The sequence below is a fragment of the Ectopseudomonas khazarica genome (genome assembly GCF_017915135.1).
Lineage (GTDB): Bacteria > Pseudomonadota > Gammaproteobacteria > Pseudomonadales > Pseudomonadaceae > Aquipseudomonas > Aquipseudomonas khazarica.
Genome location: NZ_CP068551.1, coordinates 1,746,413 through 1,763,774 on the forward strand (window position 1 = coordinate 1,746,413; position 17,362 = coordinate 1,763,774).

The 17,362-nt window shown below is 64.4% G+C and carries 15 protein-coding genes; 10 read left to right on the forward strand and 5 right to left on the reverse strand.

Annotated elements, in window-relative coordinates:
* Positions 1-80: 80 nt before the first annotated feature.
* Positions 81-902: a hypothetical protein gene (locus JLK41_RS08150; RefSeq protein ID WP_150608862.1), complete on the reverse strand. Its 822-nt coding sequence runs from the start codon at positions 900-902 to the stop codon at positions 81-83.
* Between the two features lie 467 nt (positions 903-1,369).
* Between JLK41_RS08150 and fadB the strand changes: the two genes are divergently transcribed.
* The 6 genes from fadB (at position 1,370) to JLK41_RS08180 (ending at position 8,806) form a co-directional block, all read left to right on the forward strand.
* Positions 1,370-3,517 carry a fatty acid oxidation complex subunit alpha FadB gene (gene fadB, locus JLK41_RS08155; RefSeq protein ID WP_037048661.1) on the forward strand — a complete coding sequence of 716 codons (2,148 nt, stop codon included), beginning with the start codon at positions 1,370-1,372 and terminating at the stop codon, positions 3,515-3,517.
* A gap of 30 nt (positions 3,518-3,547) precedes the next feature.
* Positions 3,548-4,723, forward strand: coding sequence for an acetyl-CoA C-acyltransferase FadA (gene fadA / locus JLK41_RS08160; RefSeq protein WP_037048660.1), 1,176 nt, complete (start codon positions 3,548-3,550; stop codon positions 4,721-4,723).
* A gap of 76 nt (positions 4,724-4,799) precedes the next feature.
* The gene (locus JLK41_RS08165) at positions 4,800-5,042 is read left to right on the forward strand and encodes a DUF1653 domain-containing protein (RefSeq protein WP_037048657.1); all 243 of its coding nucleotides are present in this window, start codon (positions 4,800-4,802) and stop codon (positions 5,040-5,042) included.
* 242 nt (positions 5,043-5,284) lie between these two features.
* Positions 5,285-7,891, forward strand: coding sequence for a type I DNA topoisomerase (topA, locus tag JLK41_RS08170; protein WP_037048654.1), 2,607 nt, complete (start codon positions 5,285-5,287; stop codon positions 7,889-7,891).
* A gap of 79 nt (positions 7,892-7,970) precedes the next feature.
* Positions 7,971-8,489, forward strand: coding sequence for a DUF6586 family protein (locus tag JLK41_RS08175; protein WP_210390745.1), 519 nt, complete (start codon positions 7,971-7,973; stop codon positions 8,487-8,489).
* Between the two features lie 80 nt (positions 8,490-8,569).
* Positions 8,570-8,806, forward strand: a complete 237-nt coding sequence (locus JLK41_RS08180; protein ID WP_210390746.1) for a hypothetical protein — start codon at positions 8,570-8,572, stop codon at positions 8,804-8,806.
* Between the two features lie 64 nt (positions 8,807-8,870).
* Here JLK41_RS08180 and sulA read toward each other — a convergent pair whose 3' ends face one another.
* Entirely contained in the window at positions 8,871-9,332 is a 462-nt protein-coding gene (gene sulA, locus JLK41_RS08185) for an SOS-induced cell division inhibitor SulA (RefSeq protein ID WP_037048651.1), read from the reverse strand.
* A 9-nt stretch (positions 9,333-9,341) separates the two neighbouring features.
* A complete protein-coding gene (gene lexA / locus JLK41_RS08190; protein WP_037048649.1) occupies positions 9,342-9,956 on the reverse strand; it encodes a transcriptional repressor LexA in 615 nt (204 codons plus the stop codon).
* A 227-nt stretch (positions 9,957-10,183) separates the two neighbouring features.
* On the opposite strand from lexA, the gene JLK41_RS08195 reads away from it, so the two are divergent.
* The 4 genes from JLK41_RS08195 to JLK41_RS08210 are packed head-to-tail and all read left to right on the forward strand — an operon-like array spanning position 10,184 to position 13,226.
* On the forward strand, positions 10,184-10,891 hold the full coding sequence (locus JLK41_RS08195) for a TetR/AcrR family transcriptional regulator (protein ID WP_037048647.1): 708 nt from the start codon (positions 10,184-10,186) through the stop codon (positions 10,889-10,891).
* Between the two features lie 49 nt (positions 10,892-10,940).
* On the forward strand, positions 10,941-11,468 hold the full coding sequence (locus JLK41_RS08200) for a L,D-transpeptidase (RefSeq protein ID WP_134676240.1): 528 nt from the start codon (positions 10,941-10,943) through the stop codon (positions 11,466-11,468).
* Positions 11,469-11,479: 11 nt separating this feature from the next.
* Complete coding sequence (nagZ, locus tag JLK41_RS08205; protein WP_037048643.1) at positions 11,480-12,478, forward strand: beta-N-acetylhexosaminidase; 999 nt, start codon at positions 11,480-11,482, stop codon at positions 12,476-12,478.
* 10 nt (positions 12,479-12,488) lie between these two features.
* Positions 12,489-13,226, forward strand: a complete 738-nt coding sequence (locus JLK41_RS08210) for an S-methyl-5'-thioinosine phosphorylase (RefSeq protein ID WP_037048642.1) — start codon at positions 12,489-12,491, stop codon at positions 13,224-13,226.
* Between the two features lie 61 nt (positions 13,227-13,287).
* On the opposite strand, the gene JLK41_RS08215 is transcribed toward JLK41_RS08210, so the two are convergent.
* Positions 13,288-13,809, reverse strand: a complete 522-nt coding sequence (locus JLK41_RS08215) for a CsiV family protein (RefSeq protein ID WP_037048640.1) — start codon at positions 13,807-13,809, stop codon at positions 13,288-13,290.
* An 11-nt stretch (positions 13,810-13,820) separates the two neighbouring features.
* Entirely contained in the window at positions 13,821-17,258 is a 3,438-nt protein-coding gene (gene mfd / locus JLK41_RS08220) for a transcription-repair coupling factor (protein WP_037048627.1), read from the reverse strand.
* Positions 17,259-17,362 lie beyond the last annotated feature (104 nt).

The window sequence follows — 17,362 nt, forward strand, 5'->3', positions numbered from 1 at the left end:
CGACCGATCATGGCAGGGAAAAGAAAAAGCCCAGTGCGAGCACCGGGCGGAGGTGGCCAGGCAGGCCGGAATGCGGGGCATCAATGCTGGCTGGCGGCATACTGCGCCGATACGCCTTCGAGGCCTTCGATGATGCTGTCGGAATACTTGCTGATCAGGAAAGGTACGGTATTTTCGTTGTAGTTGCGCAGCGATTTCTCGATGTAACGCCATTTGGTCTCGATGCTGTTCAGCGCAGCGCTGATTTCCGGTGTGTTCTGCTGCGCGCTGCTGAGACTGTCCAGCTTGCTGGCGAACTCACCCGCCAGCTCATCGATTGCCCGCTCCTCGCCACCGCCGAAGAAGCTGGCGCCGACCGAGGCGCTGCGCGAGGCATAGTCCAGGGCGATGTTCTGCATCAGCAGGCTCTGCTCGCGGCTTTTCTGGGTGAGCGGCGGAACGCTGTGGCCGCTTTCCTGTTGAATCTTCTGATACAGCTCCTGACTGATGGCCATCAGGCGCTGATTGCTGTCGGCGAGGTCGGCAACCGGCTGCAGGTCGGTGTAGCCCTTGGTGCGCATGGCCTCCATCAATGCCTGGAGCGAGGCGTGGTAGCTCTGCCAGTTGCTCAGCAGTTGGGCGCGCAGGGCCTTGCTGGCGTCGCCGGGCATGTCGCCCAGGGCACTGAGGTGCGACTGCACGTCCTGCAGTGATTCGCCGATCATCCGCGCATAGCGCTGGTCGCCTTCCATGCCGTTGTACATGTAGAAGTCGCCCAGGCTCTTCTGCATCGCCAGGCGCAGCTGGTGCAGGCGCAGCAGGTCATCGGCCGGCGCGGCATTGAGCAAGGGAGAGGAAAGCAACGTGAACAGCAGAACGAGCAGGGCGCTCAGGGGGAATGCAAGCGAACGGCGGCTCGACATTGGCGACTCCGTGTGGCCCATCGTGGGGCTCGATTTGTTGTTGTAGTGCTCACGGATGGCGCTGTGCCAGCCGAAAGCGAGACGACTGTACCCGGAGCGTCGGCGTTTGGCTAGGGACTCGGGCTTGCCTGCAACAAACGCGAAAACACCGGCAATGGCGCGATATTGACGCTATTTATCGAGACCCGCTGGAGGCCGCGCGTGACCAGGCTTGCGCAAATCGTCGGGAAAACGTCGAAACGAGGCCAATTGACAAGCGCGGGCTTTTCCCCGAAGGTGTGCACACCCAAATCAAACGGGCGTATGAATTGAGCGTTTGCCTGGTCAGGCGCGCCAACACAGCCCGAATATCGCGTCGGCGGGTGTGTCGTACCGATTGGGGCTATGCTCGACGGCTGTGCCGCGGGCAGGCCTGCCGGTTGGCTCCGATGTGTACTGTTCAGCTTCCATACCGTGGAGATCAGTTGATGATTTACGAAGGTAAAGCCATCACGGTTAAGGCTCTTGAGAGCGGCATCGTCGAATTGAATTTCGACCTCAAGGGTGAGTCCGTCAACAAATTCAACCGTCTTACCCTCAACGAGCTGCGCGCCTCCGTCGACGCGATCAAGGCTGACGGTTCGATCAAGGGCGTGATTGTCACCAGTGGCAAGGACGTATTCATCGTCGGCGCCGATATCACCGAGTTCGTCGACAACTTCAAGCTGCCCGACGAAGAGCTGGTGGCTGGCAACCTGGAAGCCAACAAGATCTTCAGTGATTTCGAAGACCTCGCCGTGCCGACCGTCGTCGCCATCAACGGCATCGCCCTGGGTGGCGGTTTCGAGATGTGCCTGGCCGGTGACTACCGTGTGATGAGCGAGACCGCCAAGATCGGTCTGCCGGAAGTCAAACTGGGCATCTACCCGGGCTTCGGCGGCACCGTGCGCCTGCCGCGCGTGATCGGTACCGACAACGCGGTCGAGTGGATCGCTTCGGGCAAGGAAAACAAGGCTGCCGACGCCCTGAAGGTTGGCGCCGTCGACGCCGTCGTCGCCCCTGCCAAGCTCAAGGACGCCGCGCTGGACTTGGTCAAGCGCGCCATCTCCGGCGAGCTGGACTACAAGGCCAAGCGTCAGCCCAAGCTGGAAAAGCTCAAGCTCAACGCCATCGAGCAGATGATGTGCTTCGAGACCGCCAAGGGCTTCGTCGCTGGCCAGGCCGGCCCGAACTACCCGGCACCGGTCGAGGCGATCAAGTCGATCCAGAAAGCCGCCAACTTCGGCCGTGACAAGGCGCTGGAAGTCGAAGCCGCCGGCTTCGTCAAACTGGCCAAGACCTCGGTTGCCGAGAGCCTGATCGGTCTGTTCCTGAACGACCAGGAGCTGAAGAAGAAGGCCAAGCACCACGACGAAATCGCGCGTGACGTGAAACTGGCTGCCGTACTCGGCGCCGGCATCATGGGCGGCGGTATCGCCTACCAGTCGGCTTCCAAGGGCACGCCGATCCTGATGAAGGATATCCGTGAAGAGGGTATCCAGATGGGCCTGAACGAGGCCTCCAAGCTGCTCGGCAAGCGCGTCGAGAAGGGCCGCATGACCCCGGCGAAGATGGCCGAGGCGCTCAATGCCATCCGTCCGACCATGTCCTACGGTGATTTCGGCAACGTCGACATCGTCGTCGAAGCCGTGGTCGAGAACCCCAAGGTCAAGCAGATCGTGCTGGCCGAAGTGGAAGGCGTCGTACGTGAGGACGCCATCCTGGCTTCCAACACCTCGACCATCTCCATCAGCCTGCTGGCCCAGGCGCTCAAGCGCCCGGAAAACTTCGTCGGCATGCACTTCTTCAACCCGGTGCACATGATGCCGCTGGTCGAAGTCATCCGTGGCGAGAAGTCCAGCGAAGTGGCCGTGGCCACCACCGTTGCCTACGCCAAGAAGATGGGCAAGAACCCGATCGTGGTCAACGACTGCCCCGGCTTCCTGGTCAACCGCGTGCTGTTCCCGTACTTCGGCGGCTTCTCCAAGCTGCTGGGCTTCGGTGTCGACTTCGTGCGCATCGACAAGGTGATGGAGAAGTTCGGCTGGCCCATGGGCCCGGCCTACCTGTCCGACGTGGTCGGCATCGACACCGGTCACCACGGCCGTGACGTGATGGCTGAAGGCTTCCCGGACCGCATGGCCGTGGAAGGCAAGACCGCCGTCGACGTGATGTACGAAGCCGACCGCCTGGGCCAGAAGAATGGCAAGGGCTTCTACGCCTACGAGACCGACAAGCGCGGCAAGCCGAAGAAGGTCTCCGACCCGGCTGCCTACGAGCTGCTGAAGTCGATCGTGGTCGAAGAGCGTGAAGTCACCGACGAGGACATCATCAACTTCATGATGATCCCGCTGTGCATGGAAACCGTTCGTTGCCTGGAAGACGGCATCGTCGACACCGCAGCCGAGGCCGACATGGGCCTGATCTACGGCATCGGCTTCCCTCCCTTCCGTGGCGGTGCGCTGCGCTACATCGATTCCATCGGTGTCGCCGAGTTCGTCGCCCTGGCCGACAAGTACGCCGACCTGGGCGCGCTGTACCACCCGACCGCCAAGCTTCGCGAAATGGCCGCCAACGGCCAGAAGTTCTTCGGTTAAGCGCGCAACGACTAGAGCGAGAGTGAATTTATGAGCCTGAATCCTAGAGATGCAGTGATCGTCGACTTCGGTCGTACCCCGATGGGTCGTTCCAAGGGCGGCATGCACCGCAACACCCGTGCCGAGACCATGTCCGCGCACCTGATCAGCAAGCTGCTGGAGCGTAACGCCAAGGTCGATCCGGCCGAGGTCGAGGACGTGATCTGGGGCTGCGTCAACCAGACCCTGGAGCAGGGCTGGAACATCGCGCGCATGGCGTCGCTGATGACCCAGATCCCGCACACCAGCGCCGGCCAGACCGTCAGCCGTCTGTGCGGTTCGTCCATGAGCGCGCTGCACACTGCCGTGCAGGCGATCCAGACCGGCAACGGCGACGTGTTCGTCGTCGGTGGTGTGGAGCACATGGGCCACGTCGGCATGATGCACGGTGTCGACCCGAACCCGCACCTGTCGCTGTACGCCGCCAAGGCGTCCGGCATGATGGGCCTGACCGCCGAGATGCTGGGCAAGATGCACGGCATCGGCCGCGAGCAGCAGGACGCCTTCGGTGAGCGTTCGCACCGTCTGGCGCACAAGGCAACCGTCGAAGGCAAGTTCAAGGATGAAATCATCCCGATGCAAGGCTACGACGAGAACGGCTTCCTCAAGATGTACGATTTCGACGAAACCATTCGTCCGGAAACTACCCTCGAGAGCCTGGCTGCGCTGAAGCCTGCCTTCAACCCGAAAGGCGGCACCGTGACTGCCGGTACCTCCTCGCAGATCACCGACGGCGCCTCCTGCATGATCGTCATGAGCGCCCAGCGTGCTCAGGACCTGGGCATCCAGCCGATGGCCGTGGTGCGTGCCATGGCCGTTGCCGGTGTCGATCCGGCAATCATGGGTTACGGCCCCGTGCCGTCCACTCAGAAGGCGCTCAAGCGCGCGGGTCTGAGCATGGCCGACATCGATTTCGTCGAGCTCAACGAAGCCTTCGCCGCACAGGCCCTGCCGGTGCTGAAGGACCTGAAGCTGCTCGACAAGATGGAAGAGAAGGTCAACCTGCACGGCGGCGCGATCGCCCTGGGTCACCCCTTCGGTTGTTCCGGGGCCCGTATCTCCGGTACCCTGCTCAACGTCATGAAGCAGAACGGCGGCACCCTGGGTGTCTCCACCATGTGCGTGGGCCTTGGCCAAGGCATCACCACCGTCTTCGAGCGCGTTTAAGCGCTAGCGGACACGAAACCGGGGCCCAGTGCCCCGGTTTTGCTTTTTACGGCTTTTCACTTCGGGAACCCCTTCAATGCAGTTGCAGTCAGGACTCTATCGCCATTACAAAGGCCCGCAGTACCGTGTATTCGGTGTGGCGCGGCATTCCGAGAGCGAGGAAGAGGTCGTGGTCTACCAGGCGCTGTACGGCGAGTTCGGCCTCTGGGTGCGACCGCTGAGCATGTTCTGCGAGGAGGTCGAGGTGGACGGCAAGCGCGTTCCACGCTTTGCTTTGATTCAGGCTGAAGTCAGCCCGATTGGGGCGCATCAAGTCTGACTGCGCAGACCCTGCGCTTGACCTTCGCTTGGTCGCCACTATATATAGCGGGGCCTTAGAGGGCGTCTGCAAATTGCTGCACTCGGCCATGCTGCGTTGAAACCAGCCTCAAAATGCTCATGTACAGCTCGTACACAGCACTTTCTCGACTGTTTTCGCTTTGCCTGACCTTCGCTCGCTGTTTTGTAAACACCCTCGGCTCCGTGCCTTCTATATTTCGCAATTCAGGAATTTTCTGATCCATGGGCAAATCGCTGGTCATCGTGGAATCCCCGGCCAAGGCCAAGACCATCAACAAGTACCTGGGCAACCAGTACGTGGTGAAGTCGAGCATCGGCCACATCCGTGACCTGCCTACCAGTGGCTCGGCAAGCGCCAACAAGGAGCCTGCCAAGCGCGGCAAGGCGGCCGGCGAAGCCCCGGCGCTGTCGCCCAAGGAAAAGGCCAAACGTCAGCTGTTCGCGCGCATGGGGGTCGACCCCGAGCATGGCTGGAAGGCCAAGTACGAGATCCTGCCCGGCAAGGAAAAGGTGATCGACGAACTGCGTCGTCTGGCCAAGGATGCCGACACCATCTATCTCGCGACCGACTTGGACCGTGAAGGGGAAGCCATCGCCTGGCACCTGCGCGAGTCCATCGGCGGTGATGACGCCCGTTACAAGCGCGTGGTGTTCAACGAGATCACCAAGAAGGCGATTCAGGAAGCCTTCTCCAGGCCCGGCGACCTGGATATCAACCGCGTCAACGCGCAGCAGGCACGGCGCTTCCTCGATCGCGTGGTGGGCTACATGGTCTCGCCGCTGCTGTGGGCGAAGATCGCGCGTGGTCTGTCTGCCGGTCGCGTGCAATCGGTCGCCGTGAAGCTGGTGGTGGCGCGCGAGAAAGAGATCCGTGCCTTCGTGCCGGAAGAATACTGGGAAGTACACGCCGACCTCGGTACCGCGAAGAACGCCAAGGTGCGTTTCGAGGTGGTGCGCGAAAAGGGCGCGGCCTTCAAGCCGGTCAACGAGGCCCAGGCCATGGCCGCGCTGGAGAAGCTCAAGGCTTCCAGCTACAGCGTGGCCAAGCGTGAGGACCGTCCGACCAGCAGCAAGCCTTCGGCGCCCTTCATCACCTCCACCCTGCAGCAGGCGGCGAGCAACCGCCTGGGCTTCGGTGTGAAGAAAACCATGATGATGGCCCAGCGTCTGTACGAGGCCGGCTACATCACCTACATGCGTACCGACTCGACCAACCTGTCCGCCGACGCCGTGGAGATGGTGCGTGGCTTCATCGGCAGCGAGTACGGCGACAAGTACCTGCCGGGCAAGCCCAACCTCTACTCGAGCAAGGAAGGCGCTCAGGAGGCGCACGAAGCGATTCGTCCGTCCGACGTCAACCTGCGCCCGACCCAGCTGTCCGGCATGGAGCGTGATGCCGAGCGCCTGTATGACCTGATCTGGCGCCAGTTCGTGGCCTGCCAGATGCCGCCGGCCGAATACCTGTCCACCAGCGTCACCGTGGCGGCTGGCGATTTCGAGCTGCGTGCCAAGGGGCGCATCCTCAAGTTCGACGGTTACACCCGTGTGCTGCCGCAGCAGAGCAAGCCCGGTGAAGACGACGTACTGCCGGAAATGAAGGAAGGCGAGGGCCTCAAGCTGATCCAGCTCGACCCCAGCCAGCACTTCACCAAGCCGCCGGCGCGCTACTCCGAAGCGAGCCTGGTCAAGGAGCTGGAGAAGCGTGGCATCGGCCGTCCGTCCACCTACGCGGCGATCATTTCCACCATTCAGGATCGTGGCTACGTGACGGTGCACAACCGTCGCTTCTACGCCGAGAAGATGGGCGACATCGTCACCGAGCGTCTCGACGAGAGCTTCGCCAACCTCATGGACTACGGCTTTACCGCCACCATGGAAGAGCATCTGGATGATGTCGCCCAGGGCGAGCGCGAGTGGAAGCATCTGCTCGACGAGTTCTACGCCGACTTCAAGAAGAAGCTCGAAGTGGCGGAAGCGGGCGAGGGTGGCATGCGTGCCAACCAGCCGACCCTGACCGACATCCCCTGTCGCGAGTGCGGCCGGCCGATGATGATTCGTACCGCCTCCACGGGGGTGTTCCTCGGCTGCTCCGGCTATGCGCTGCCGCCGAAGGAGCGCTGCAAGGCCACCATCAACCTGGTGCCGGGCGACGAGATCGCCGCGGACGACGAGGGCGAGTCCGAATCCCGCGTGCTGCTGGGCAAGCATCGCTGCCCGATCTGTTCCACGGCGATGGATGCCTACCTGCTGGATGAAACCCGCAAGCTGCATATCTGCGGGAACAACCCCGATTGCACCGGCTACGAGATCGAGCAGGGCCAGTATCGCATCAAGGGCTACGAAGGCCCGAGTCTGGAGTGCGACAAGTGCGGCAGCGAGATGCAGCTCAAGACCGGCCGTTTCGGCAAGTTCTTCGGCTGTACCAATGCCAGCTGCAAGAACACCCGCAAGCTGCTGAAGAACGGCGAGGCGGCACCGCCGAAGATGGACAAGGTGGAGATGCCGGAACTCAGGTGCGAGAAGGTGGATGACACCTACGTGCTGCGCGACGGCGCCTCGGGCCTCTTCCTCGCCGCCAGCCAGTTCCCGAAGAACCGCGAGACCCGTGCTCCGCTGGTGCTGGAAATCGTGCCGCACAAGCAGGAGATCGATCCCAAGTACCACTTCCTCTGCGATGCCCCGCAGAAGGACCCGGACGGCCGCCCGGCGGTGATTCGCTACAGCCGCAAGACCAAGGAGCAGTACGTGCAGTCCGAGGTCGACGGCAAGCCGACCGGCTGGCGCGCCTTCTTCGATGGCGGCAAGTGGAAGGTCGAGGACAAGCGCTGAGTTCAGCATCCTGACGAAATGCGCGCCGGCAATGGCCGGCGCGCGTACCATGGCTCGATCTGCAGTGGAGGTCGCCGCAATGGCCAAAGAAATCTACACCCGCACCAACCAGAAGATCTTCTTCGCCGGTATCGCCCTGGATAACTGGCGCAAGGCCGAAGGCTCCGCCGCGTTCAACGTGCAGGCGCTGGTGCAGGCCGAGCGCGAGGCGGCGCTGTTCCACCTGTATGGCGCGCTTCTCGGCGTGTGCCACGAGATCGTCGGTTACTACCGCATGAGCGATGCGGCCCCTTCGCGGGTCGAGGCCTTCGTCCAGCAGGCGGTGCTCGATGGCGCGCCCAGCCCCGAGCTGGCCGAGCTGGTCGAGCTGGCGCAGCAGCGTGAAACCTGGCTGGCGCAGCTGCTGGCGGCCTATGCGGCGCTGTTCCAGCCGCCGCGTGAGGAGCGCAAGGCCAAGGTCGACCCGGCGATGCCGCTGATCACGGCGGTCAGTGTCGGTGAGGAGCCGGTGGAGCTGAGTGTCGACGACATCGACGCCTGGCGTCAGCAGCTCAAGACCCTGGTGCTGCGTTTCCGCGAAGGCCTCAGTGAGTGCTGATCGGGTTTAACTGGACCAGTGGGCTGGGGGTGACCCCGACTGACTGTTACAATGTCGTGTTTTTGCACAGAGACTGAGCCATGCCTACATCCTTCCTGGAAATCGTCGAACTGCCCGATGGGCGTATCGCCCTGCGCCGCGCAGAAGATGAAGAGGCCCTGGTCACTCTGGACTTCTCCGCTGATGCCAAGGCCTTTCTGCAGGGGCAGCACATCGAAGTGGCCAAGGCCATGCTGAACGTGGGTGTGCAGATGGCCGGGCGCATGGCCGAGGGCGGCTTCGTCGGCGAAGAAGATGAGCCTCGCGTCCTGCACTGATCGACGGCGATGAATCAACGAAAACGGGGCTCCAGTGGAGCCCCGTTTGCGTTTCTGGGAAGCGTCAGCCCAGGCTGATGTTCAGACTCTGAGCACCGCCGGTCTGCGCGGCCTGCGCCAGGCGCTGGCGGGTGCTGCGCTCGACAGGATGCAGCCAGCTGATGACGGTATGGCTGCGGCCCAGCTTGAGCGCTTCCTCGGCCAGCTCGAGGGCGTCCTGCCCCTGGCGTGGCTGCAGCAGCAGGATGCGTTCGCGATTCAGGCCGGCGTCACGCAGCCAGGCCTGGGTCAGGCTGGCAGGCGGCGCGACCAGCGTCAGCCAGCGCGCATCCTGGTTCTGGCTCAGTTCACGGAGGATCGGTGCCAGCAAATGCAGGCAGTGGCCGGCCGTGCCGCGAAGGGCGAGCTCGCTGAATGCCTGATCGTCGACCACACCGGCTTCGGCAGGTGCCTCGTGCGGGGTGTCGGCGAGAAAGGCGTTGAACAGCGGGAGCTGTGAACGTTCGAACGACTGCTGCATGTGCATGGCGTCTCCTTAGCGGCGAATCACGCCGACACTCAAACCTTCGATGACCAGGTCCTGGTGCTCCAGGTCGACCTCGATCGGGGCGAACTCGGGGTTCTCGGCAATCAGCCAGACCTTGTTGCCTTCGCGCTTGAAGCGCTTGACCGTGACTTCGTCGTCGATGCGGGCGACGACGATCTGGCCGTTGCGTGCCTCGCGAGTGGTGTGCACGGCGAGCAGGTCACCATCGAAGATGCCGATGTCCTTCATGCTCATGCCGCGTACGCGCAGCAGGTAGTCGGCCTTGGGCTGAAAGAAGGTCGGGTTGATCTGGCAGGATTCCTCCACGTGCTGCTGGGCGAGAATCGGCGCACCAGCGGCCACCCGGCCGATGACCGGCAGGCCCTCGTCTTCGTTCGCTGCGCCGGCCTCGAAGCCGGGGATGCGAATGCCACGGGAGGCGCCCGGGGTCATCTCGATCGCCCCCTTGCGGGCCAGGGCCTTGAGGTGCTCCTCGGCGGCATTGGGCGACTTGAAGCCCAGTTCCTGGGCGATCTCCGCGCGGGTCGGCGGGTAGCCGTTGTCTTCCAGGCAGCGTTTGATGAAGGCGAGAATCTCGGCTTGGCGGGGCGTCAGTTTCAGCATGGCTGGGCTCTGTCTTTTTATACAGTGACTGGGATTATATACAGTAAGGCGGGCTTGGCAACGGCCAATTTTCATGCGCCGGTCGCGCCGCGTGTTACCCGCACGGGTCAATTGACGTCTGTGCTGTTATAAGCTGTGACCAGCCGGCCAAAAGACGGCTCATGCGGCTTGACATTTCGATACGCTGAAACGTATGTTTCAAACAAGTGTTTGTCAGGTGATAGCTCATGGCCCAGTCGGAAACCGTTGAACGCATTCTCGATGCTGCAGAACAGCTGTTCGCGGAGAAAGGTTTCGCCGAGACCTCGCTTCGTCTGATCACCAGCAAGGCGGGGGTCAACCTGGCAGCCGTCAACTATCACTTCGGCTCCAAGAAGGCGCTGATCCAGGCGGTGTTCTCGCGTTTCCTCGGGCCGTTCTGTACCAGCCTGGAGAAGGAACTCGACCGTCGCCAGGCGAAGACGGAAAACCAGGCCACGCTCGAGGAGCTGCTGGAACTGCTCGTCGAGCAGGCACTGGCGGTCAAGCCGCGCAGCGGCAACGACCTTTCCATCTTCATGCGTCTGCTCGGCCTGGCCTTCAGCCAGAGCCAGGGGCACCTGCGCAAGTACCTGGAAGAGGTCTACGGCAAGGTGTTCCGTCGCTACATGCTGCTGGTGCATGAAACCGCGCCGCGCATCCCGCCGCTGGAGCTGTTCTGGCGCGTGCACTTCATGCTCGGCGCGGCGGCGTTCAGCATGTCCGGGATCAAGGCGCTGCGCGCCATGGCCGAGACCGATTTCGGCGTCAATACCTCCATCGAGCAGGTGATGAGGATGATGGTGCCGTTCCTGGCCGCCGGCATGCGCTCGGACTCCGGTGTGGACGATCCCGCGCTGGCGGGGGCTCAGCTCAAGCCCCGCAGCAAGACGCCCAGCGCTACGCCCAAGGTTTGATGCCGGGGCAGGTGGGCTTGGCTTGGCCCTTCGGCTAAGCTAGCGGCCCATGTCCGATCTCGATCTGCTGCATATCTCTCTCGCTGACCAGACCCTCTATGGCCTTGGCGCCGGCCAGCTGCTGCTGCGCCTGCCTGTCTCCACGGCGCTGAACGGCCCCGGTGAGCGCAACGGCTCCGGCTGCACGCCACGTGGCCTGCACCAGGTGCGGGCGAAGATCGGCGCTGGCCTGCCGCTGGCCGCCGTGCTGCGCGGCAGACGCTGGACCGGTGAGGTCTGGTCCGCGCAGCTGCATCAGCAGTTTCCCGACCGCGACTGGATTCTCACCCGCATTCTCTGGCTCAGCGGCCTGGAGCCCGGGCGCAACCGTTTGGGTGAGGTGGACAGCTTTCGCCGCTATATCTATCTGCATGGCACGCCGGATACGGAACCCATGGGCACGCCGCTGTCTCATGGCTGCGTCCGGCTGCGCAATACCGACATGTTGGCGCTGTTCGAGCGTGTGCCCGTGCATTGCCGGGTGCGTATCGACGAGGCGCCATGCCCGCAGTGGGCTGCGGACCACGATTTTCAGTAAGGAATACCTGCATGCAAGGCTCATTGATGATGGATGTCGCTGGCACCTGGCTGACCGCCGAGGATCGCCAGATGCTGCGCCAGCCCGAGGTGGGTGGCCTGATCATTTTTGCCCGCAATATCGAATCGCCGCGCCAGGTGCGCGAGCTGTGCCAGAGCATTCGTGCCGTGCGCCCGGACCTGCTGCTGGCTGTGGATCAGGAAGGCGGGCGGGTGCAGCGCCTGCGCCAGGGTTTCCTGCGTCTGCCGGCGATGCGCGCCATCGCCGACAATCACAACGCCGAGGAGCTGGCCGAGCACTGCGGCTGGCTGATGGCGACCGAGGTACTGGCCGTCGGCCTGGATCTCAGCTTCGCGCCGGTACTCGACCTCGATCATCAGCGCAGCGCGGTGGTCGGCAGTCGTGCCTTCGAGGGAGACCCGCAGCGTGCCACGCAGCTGGCTGCGGCGTTCATCCGTGGCATGCAGCAGGCGGGCATGGCGGCGACCGGCAAGCACTTCCCCGGGCATGGCTGGGCCGAGGCCGACTCCCACGTGGCGATTCCCGTCGACGAGCGCAGCCTGGAGGACATTCGTGCCTGTGACATGCAGCCGTTCCGGCGGTTGTCCGGCCAGCTCGATGCGGTGATGCCGGCGCATGTGATCTACCCTCAGGTGGACGAGCAGCCGGCCGGCTTCTCCCGCCGCTGGCTGCAGGACATCCTGCGCGGTGAGCTGGGTTTCGACGGGGTGATCTTCAGCGACGACCTGTCCATGGCCGGGGCGCATGCCGCCGGGGATGCGGGCAAGCGTATCGAGGCGGCGCTCAGCGCCGGTTGCGACATGGGCCTGGTGTGCAACGATCGTGGCTCGGCCGAGCTGGCCCTCGCCGCGCTGCAGCGTCTGCAGGTGCAGCCGGCCGAACGGCTGCAGCGGATGCGCGGGCGTGCTCATGCGTGCACCGATTATCGCCAGGCGCCGCGCTGGTCGCGGGCAGTGGCTGCACTCAGAACCGCCCAGTTGCTGGATTGAGGAGGGCACCATGAGCGTTCTTGCCATCATCGGCGGCACTGGCCTGACCCAGTTGCCGGGCCTCGAGATCCGTCAGGCGGTCTCCGTGGAGACGCCTTACGGGGCGCCTTCGGCCGATATCCTGCGGGGCGAGTATGCCGGGCGCGACGTGCTGTTTCTCGCCCGTCATGGCCAACCACACCGCATTGCGCCGCACCAGATCAACTACCGCGCCAATCTCTGGGCGCTGAAGCAGGTCGGCGCCAGTGCCATCGTCGCGGTCAACGCGGTCGGCGGCATTCACGCGGCGATGGGCGCCGGGCATTTCTGCGTGCCACACCAGATCATCGATTACACCGCCGGGCGCGCGCACACCTTCTTCGAGGGTGAGCTGGAGCATGTGACCCATGTGGATTTCAGTCATCCCTATGACGAGGCCCTGCGTGAGCGCCTGATCGCGGCGCTGCGCAGCGAGGGGGCGGCCTGCAGCAGTCAGGGCGTCTACGGTTGCACCCAGGGGCCACGCCTGGAGACTGCGGCGGAAATCGTCAGGATGGAGCGCGATGGCTGCGACCTGGTCGGCATGACCGGTATGCCCGAGGCAGCCCTGGCGCGTGAGCTGGCGCTGCCCTATGCCTGCCTGGCGCTGGTGGTCAATCCGGCTGCGGGCAAGGCGCCGGGGCTGATCACCATGGCCGAGATCGAGCGCGTGCTGGAGCAGGGGATGGGCACGGTCAAGGGCGTGCTGGCGCGTGTGCTGAGCGCCTAGCTGCTGCCTCGATCGCTGCAATGAAAAAAGGGCCGCTCAGCGGCCCTTTTGCGTCATGCCTTCAAAGCGGGCTGATGCGTACCAGCGCGCCGAGGCTGCCGTGGTCCAGGTAGGTCAGGCTGTTGTCCTTCAGGCGCTGGGCGACTTTCATGTGCTCGCTGCTGTCGAGCAGGCCGTCGGCGCTGAAGTGGTTGATCCACAGCTCCAGGTCCAGGTCGGCGAAGCGTTCCTGGGTGAAGGTCAGCGTGCCTTCGACCGGGTAGTGGCCGAAGTGGCCGTCGCCAGTGCTGACGGCGACGCGGCTCGGGGTGCCACCCAGCGTCTGGCTCCAGGCCTTGTGCAACAGGACCTGATAACCGTTGCCGGGGTTGAGCTTGGCGGCCTCGTTGTTGAGGGCGGTGGCGCGTTCGTTGCCGTCGATCGGCAGGGCGGTGCCGGCCCAGTCGTCGGGGGCGATCTTCGGCGCGATCACGGGTTCGCCGGCCTGGCGAAACACCAGCAGCTCGACCTGGTAGAGGCGTTCGGCGAAAGCGCTCGGTGCCAACAGGCAGAGCAGCAGGGCGATCAGGTGCAGTGGGCGCATGGTCAGGTCCTTCAGGTGGTGGGCGCGAGGCGCTCGAACAGGGCTTCCAGGGTGTTGAAGCGCTCTTCCGCGCGCTCCATCGGCACCTGGATCTTGAAGACGGTGGCGCCTTCGAACTTGTAGCGTTTGGGCTGGGCCTGGATCAGCTTGATCAGCGTCAGCGGGTCGACGCAGGTCTCTGCGGCGAACTCGATGCGGCCGCCCTGCGGTCCGGCGTCGACCTTGGTGATGCCCAGCTTCTCGGCCTGCAGCTTGAGCAGGGTCAGGCGCATCAGGTGCTTGGTCGGCTCGGGCAGCAGGCCGAAGCGGTCGATCATCTCGACCTGCAGTTCCTTCAGGCCGTCTTCGTCGGAGGCCGAGGAAATGCGCTTGTACAGGATCAGGCGCGCGTGCACGTCGGGCAGGTAGTCCTCGGGGATAAGCGCGGGCACGCGCAGGTTGATCTCCGGGCCGCCGCCCAGTGGCTGGTCGAGGTTGGGTTGTTCGCCTTTCTGGATGGCCTTGACCGCACGCTCGAGCATTTCCATGTACAGGGTGAAGCCCACTGCCTGGATCTGCCCGCTCTGGCCGTCGCCGAGCAGCTCGCCGGCGCCACGGATTTCCAGGTCGTGGGTGGCGAGGATGAAGCCGGCGCCGAGGTCCTGGGCGCCGGCAATGGCTTCCAGGCGCTTCTGCGCATCTTCGGTCATGCTCTTGCGCGGCGGCGTCAGCAGGTAGGCATAGGCCTGGTGGTGGCTGCGGCCGACGCGGCCACGCAGCTGGTGCAGCTGGGCCAGGCCGAACTTGTCGGCGCGCTCGATGATGATGGTGTTGGCGCTGGGCACGTCGATGCCGGTCTCGATGATGGTCGAGGCCACCAGCACGTTGAAGCGCTTGTGGTAGAAGTCGCTCATCACCTGTTCCAGATCGCGCTCGCGCATCTGCCCGTGGCCGATGCCGATGCGCGCTTCCGGTACCAGCTCGGCGAGGTCGGCGGCGCACTTCTCGATGCTCTTCACATCGTTGTGCAGGTAATACACCTGGCCACCGCGCAACAGTTCGCGCAGCAGCGCTTCCTTGATGGTCGGCTTGTTCTCTTCCATGACGAAGGTGCGCACCGACAGGCGCCGCGCCGGCGGGGTGGCGATGATCGACAGGTCGCGCATGCCGGCCACGGCCATGTTCAGGGTGCGCGGGATCGGCGTGGCGGTGAGGGTGAGGATGTCCACCTCGCTGCGCAGGGCCTTGAGCTGTTCCTTCTGGCGCACGCCGAAACGGTGTTCCTCGTCGATGATGACCAGGCCCAGGTTGTGGAACTTCACGTCGTCCTGCAGCAGCTTGTGGGTGCCGATGACGATATCCACCTTGCCTTCGGCCAGTTGCTGCACGGCGCCTTCGACTTCCTTGGCGCTCTTGAAGCGGCTCATCACCTCGACCTTCACCGGCCAGTCGGCGAAGCGGTCGCGGAAGCTGTTGTAGTGCTGCTGGGCGAGCAGGGTGGTAGGCACCAGCACCGCCACCTGCTTGCCGCTGTGCACGGCGATGAAGGCGGCGCGCATGGCCACCTCGGTCTTGCCGAAGCCGACGTCGCCGCAGACCAGGCGGTCCATCGGCTTGCCGGCCAGCATGTCGCCGCGCACGGCATCGATCGCCGCCTGCTGGTCCGGGGTTTCCTCGAAGGGGAAGCCGGCGCTGAAGGTGGCGTAGTCCACCGCCGGGTCCTGGAAGGCGAAGCCTTCGCGGGCGGCGCGGCGGGCGTAGATGTCGAGCAGTTCGGCGGCGACGTCGCGTACCTGCTCGGCAGCCTTGCGCTTGGCTTTCTGCCAGGTTTCCGAACCCAGCCGGTGCAGCGGCGCCAGGGCATCGTCGCTGCCGCTGTAGCGGGCGATCAGGTGCAGGCTGGCCACCGGAACGTAGAGCTTGGCCTCGTCGGCGTATTGCAGGGCGAGGAACTCGGCGGCCTGGCCGTCGAATTCCATGGTGATCAGGCCCAGGTAGCGGCCGACGCCGTGGTCGATATGCACCACCGGCGCGCCTTCGCGCAGCTCGGTGAGGTTCTTGATCACGTTGTCGCCGCCTTCGCGGCCCTTCTCGCGGCGGCGACGCTGCATCACGCGCTGGCCGAACAGCGGGCTTTCGGCGATCAGCGCCAAGTCATCGAGCAGCAGGCCTTCGTCCAGCGGGGCAATGCAGATGTTCAGGCGTTCGCCGCTGGCGACGAAGGCCGGCCAGCCGTCGACCTCCCTGGGCTTGAGCTTGAGGCGGGCGAGCAGCTCCAGGAGCACTTCGCGGCGCCCGGCCGATTCGGCGCAGAACAGCACACGGCCCTGGTACTCCTCGATGAAGCGGCGCAGCGCCGCCAGCGGCTCGCCGGCCTTGGCCTGGATCGCCAGGTCGGGCAGGGCGCGGGCGTCGAAGCGCGTGCGGCCGACACCGGGTTCGATGTCCTCGGGGTTGGCCACCACCCGTGGCCAGCTTTTCAGCTGGGCAAAGCAGTCGTCCACCGGCAGGAAGATGTCGGCGGGCGGCAGCAGCGGGCGCTCCGGGTCGACGCGGCGATCCTCGTAGCGGTTGCGCGCGTCCAGCCAGAACTGCTCGGCGGCTTTCTCGATGCCCGGCAGCGAGAACACCTGAGTGTCGCCCGGCAGGTAGTCGAACAGGGTGCCGGTGGCCTCGAAGAACAGCGGCAGGTAGTACTCGATGCCTGCCGGGGTGATGCCGGAAGACAGATCCTGATAGATCGGGCAGCGGCGGAAGTCGACGTCGAAGCGTTCGCGAAAGCGCCCGCGAAAATCGCTGACGGCCTTCTTCTCCAGCGGGAACTCGCGTGCCGGCAGCAGGCGAATCGACTCGACCTTGTCCACCGAGCGCTGCGTCTCGGGGTCGAAGGTGCGCAGGGTTTCGATCTCGTCATCGAACAGGTCGATGCGGTAGGGCGTTTCGCTGCCCATCGGGTAGAGGTCGATCAGCGCACCACGCACGGCGAACTCGCCGTGTTCGTAGACCGTGTCGACGCACCGGTAGCCGGCGGCCTCCAGGCGCGTGCGCATCTGCTCCACGTCCAGCTTCTGGCCGACATCCAGCACCAGGCTGCTGCCGAGCAGGAAGTTCTTCGGCGCCAGGCGGTGTAGGGCAGTGCTGATCGGCACTACCAGTATCCCGCGCTTCAGCTGCGGCAGCTGATACAGGGTGGCGACGCGCTGGGAGATGATGTCCTGGTGGGGCGAGAAGACGTCGTAGGGCAGGGTTTCCCAGTCGGGGAAATGCAGCACCGGCAGGCTGGGGGCGAAGAAGGCCAGTTCTTCCTGCAGGCGTTCGGCGCTCTGGCTGCCCTCGGTCAGGACCAGGGTGAAGCGCTCGGCAGTGCTGGCGGCCTCGGCAATCGCCAGGGAAAGGGCGGCGCCAGGCAGGTTGCCCCATTGCTGTTTGCCGGCACTGGCCGGCAGAGACGGAAGACGCAGTACGGACACGGGCGGCTCGCGGTCGTGACAAAAGGCCGGGAATTGTAGCGGGGCTTTGGGGTCAATGTCAGTCGCGACAGGCGCGCATTGCTCCCGCACGCGAGCGCCGTCAT

Excerpts from the sequence above, each read along its gene's own strand:
- JLK41_RS08165 (WP_037048657.1), top strand. The coding sequence starts at position 4,800 with ATGCAGTTGCAGTCAGGACTCTATCGCCATTACAAAGGCCCGCAGTAC.
- JLK41_RS08210 (WP_037048642.1), top strand. The coding sequence starts at position 12,489 with ATGAGCGTTCTTGCCATCATCGGCGGCACTGGCCTGACCCAGTTGCCG.
- nagZ (WP_037048643.1), top strand. The coding sequence starts at position 11,480 with ATGCAAGGCTCATTGATGATGGATGTCGCTGGCACCTGGCTGACCGCC.
- fadB (WP_037048661.1), top strand. The coding sequence starts at position 1,370 with ATGATTTACGAAGGTAAAGCCATCACGGTTAAGGCTCTTGAGAGCGGC.
- JLK41_RS08175 (WP_210390745.1), top strand. The coding sequence starts at position 7,971 with ATGGCCAAAGAAATCTACACCCGCACCAACCAGAAGATCTTCTTCGCC.
- JLK41_RS08150 (WP_150608862.1), bottom strand. The coding sequence starts at position 902 with ATGTCGAGCCGCCGTTCGCTTGCATTCCCCCTGAGCGCCCTGCTCGTT.
- JLK41_RS08195 (WP_037048647.1), top strand. The coding sequence starts at position 10,184 with ATGGCCCAGTCGGAAACCGTTGAACGCATTCTCGATGCTGCAGAACAG.
- JLK41_RS08215 (WP_037048640.1), bottom strand. The coding sequence starts at position 13,809 with ATGCGCCCACTGCACCTGATCGCCCTGCTGCTCTGCCTGTTGGCACCG.
- lexA (WP_037048649.1), bottom strand. The coding sequence starts at position 9,956 with ATGCTGAAACTGACGCCCCGCCAAGCCGAGATTCTCGCCTTCATCAAA.
- topA (WP_037048654.1), top strand. The coding sequence starts at position 5,285 with ATGGGCAAATCGCTGGTCATCGTGGAATCCCCGGCCAAGGCCAAGACC.
- sulA (WP_037048651.1), bottom strand. The coding sequence starts at position 9,332 with ATGCACATGCAGCAGTCGTTCGAACGTTCACAGCTCCCGCTGTTCAAC.
- JLK41_RS08200 (WP_134676240.1), top strand. The coding sequence starts at position 10,941 with ATGTCCGATCTCGATCTGCTGCATATCTCTCTCGCTGACCAGACCCTC.
- JLK41_RS08180 (WP_210390746.1), top strand. The coding sequence starts at position 8,570 with ATGCCTACATCCTTCCTGGAAATCGTCGAACTGCCCGATGGGCGTATC.
- fadA (WP_037048660.1), top strand. The coding sequence starts at position 3,548 with ATGAGCCTGAATCCTAGAGATGCAGTGATCGTCGACTTCGGTCGTACC.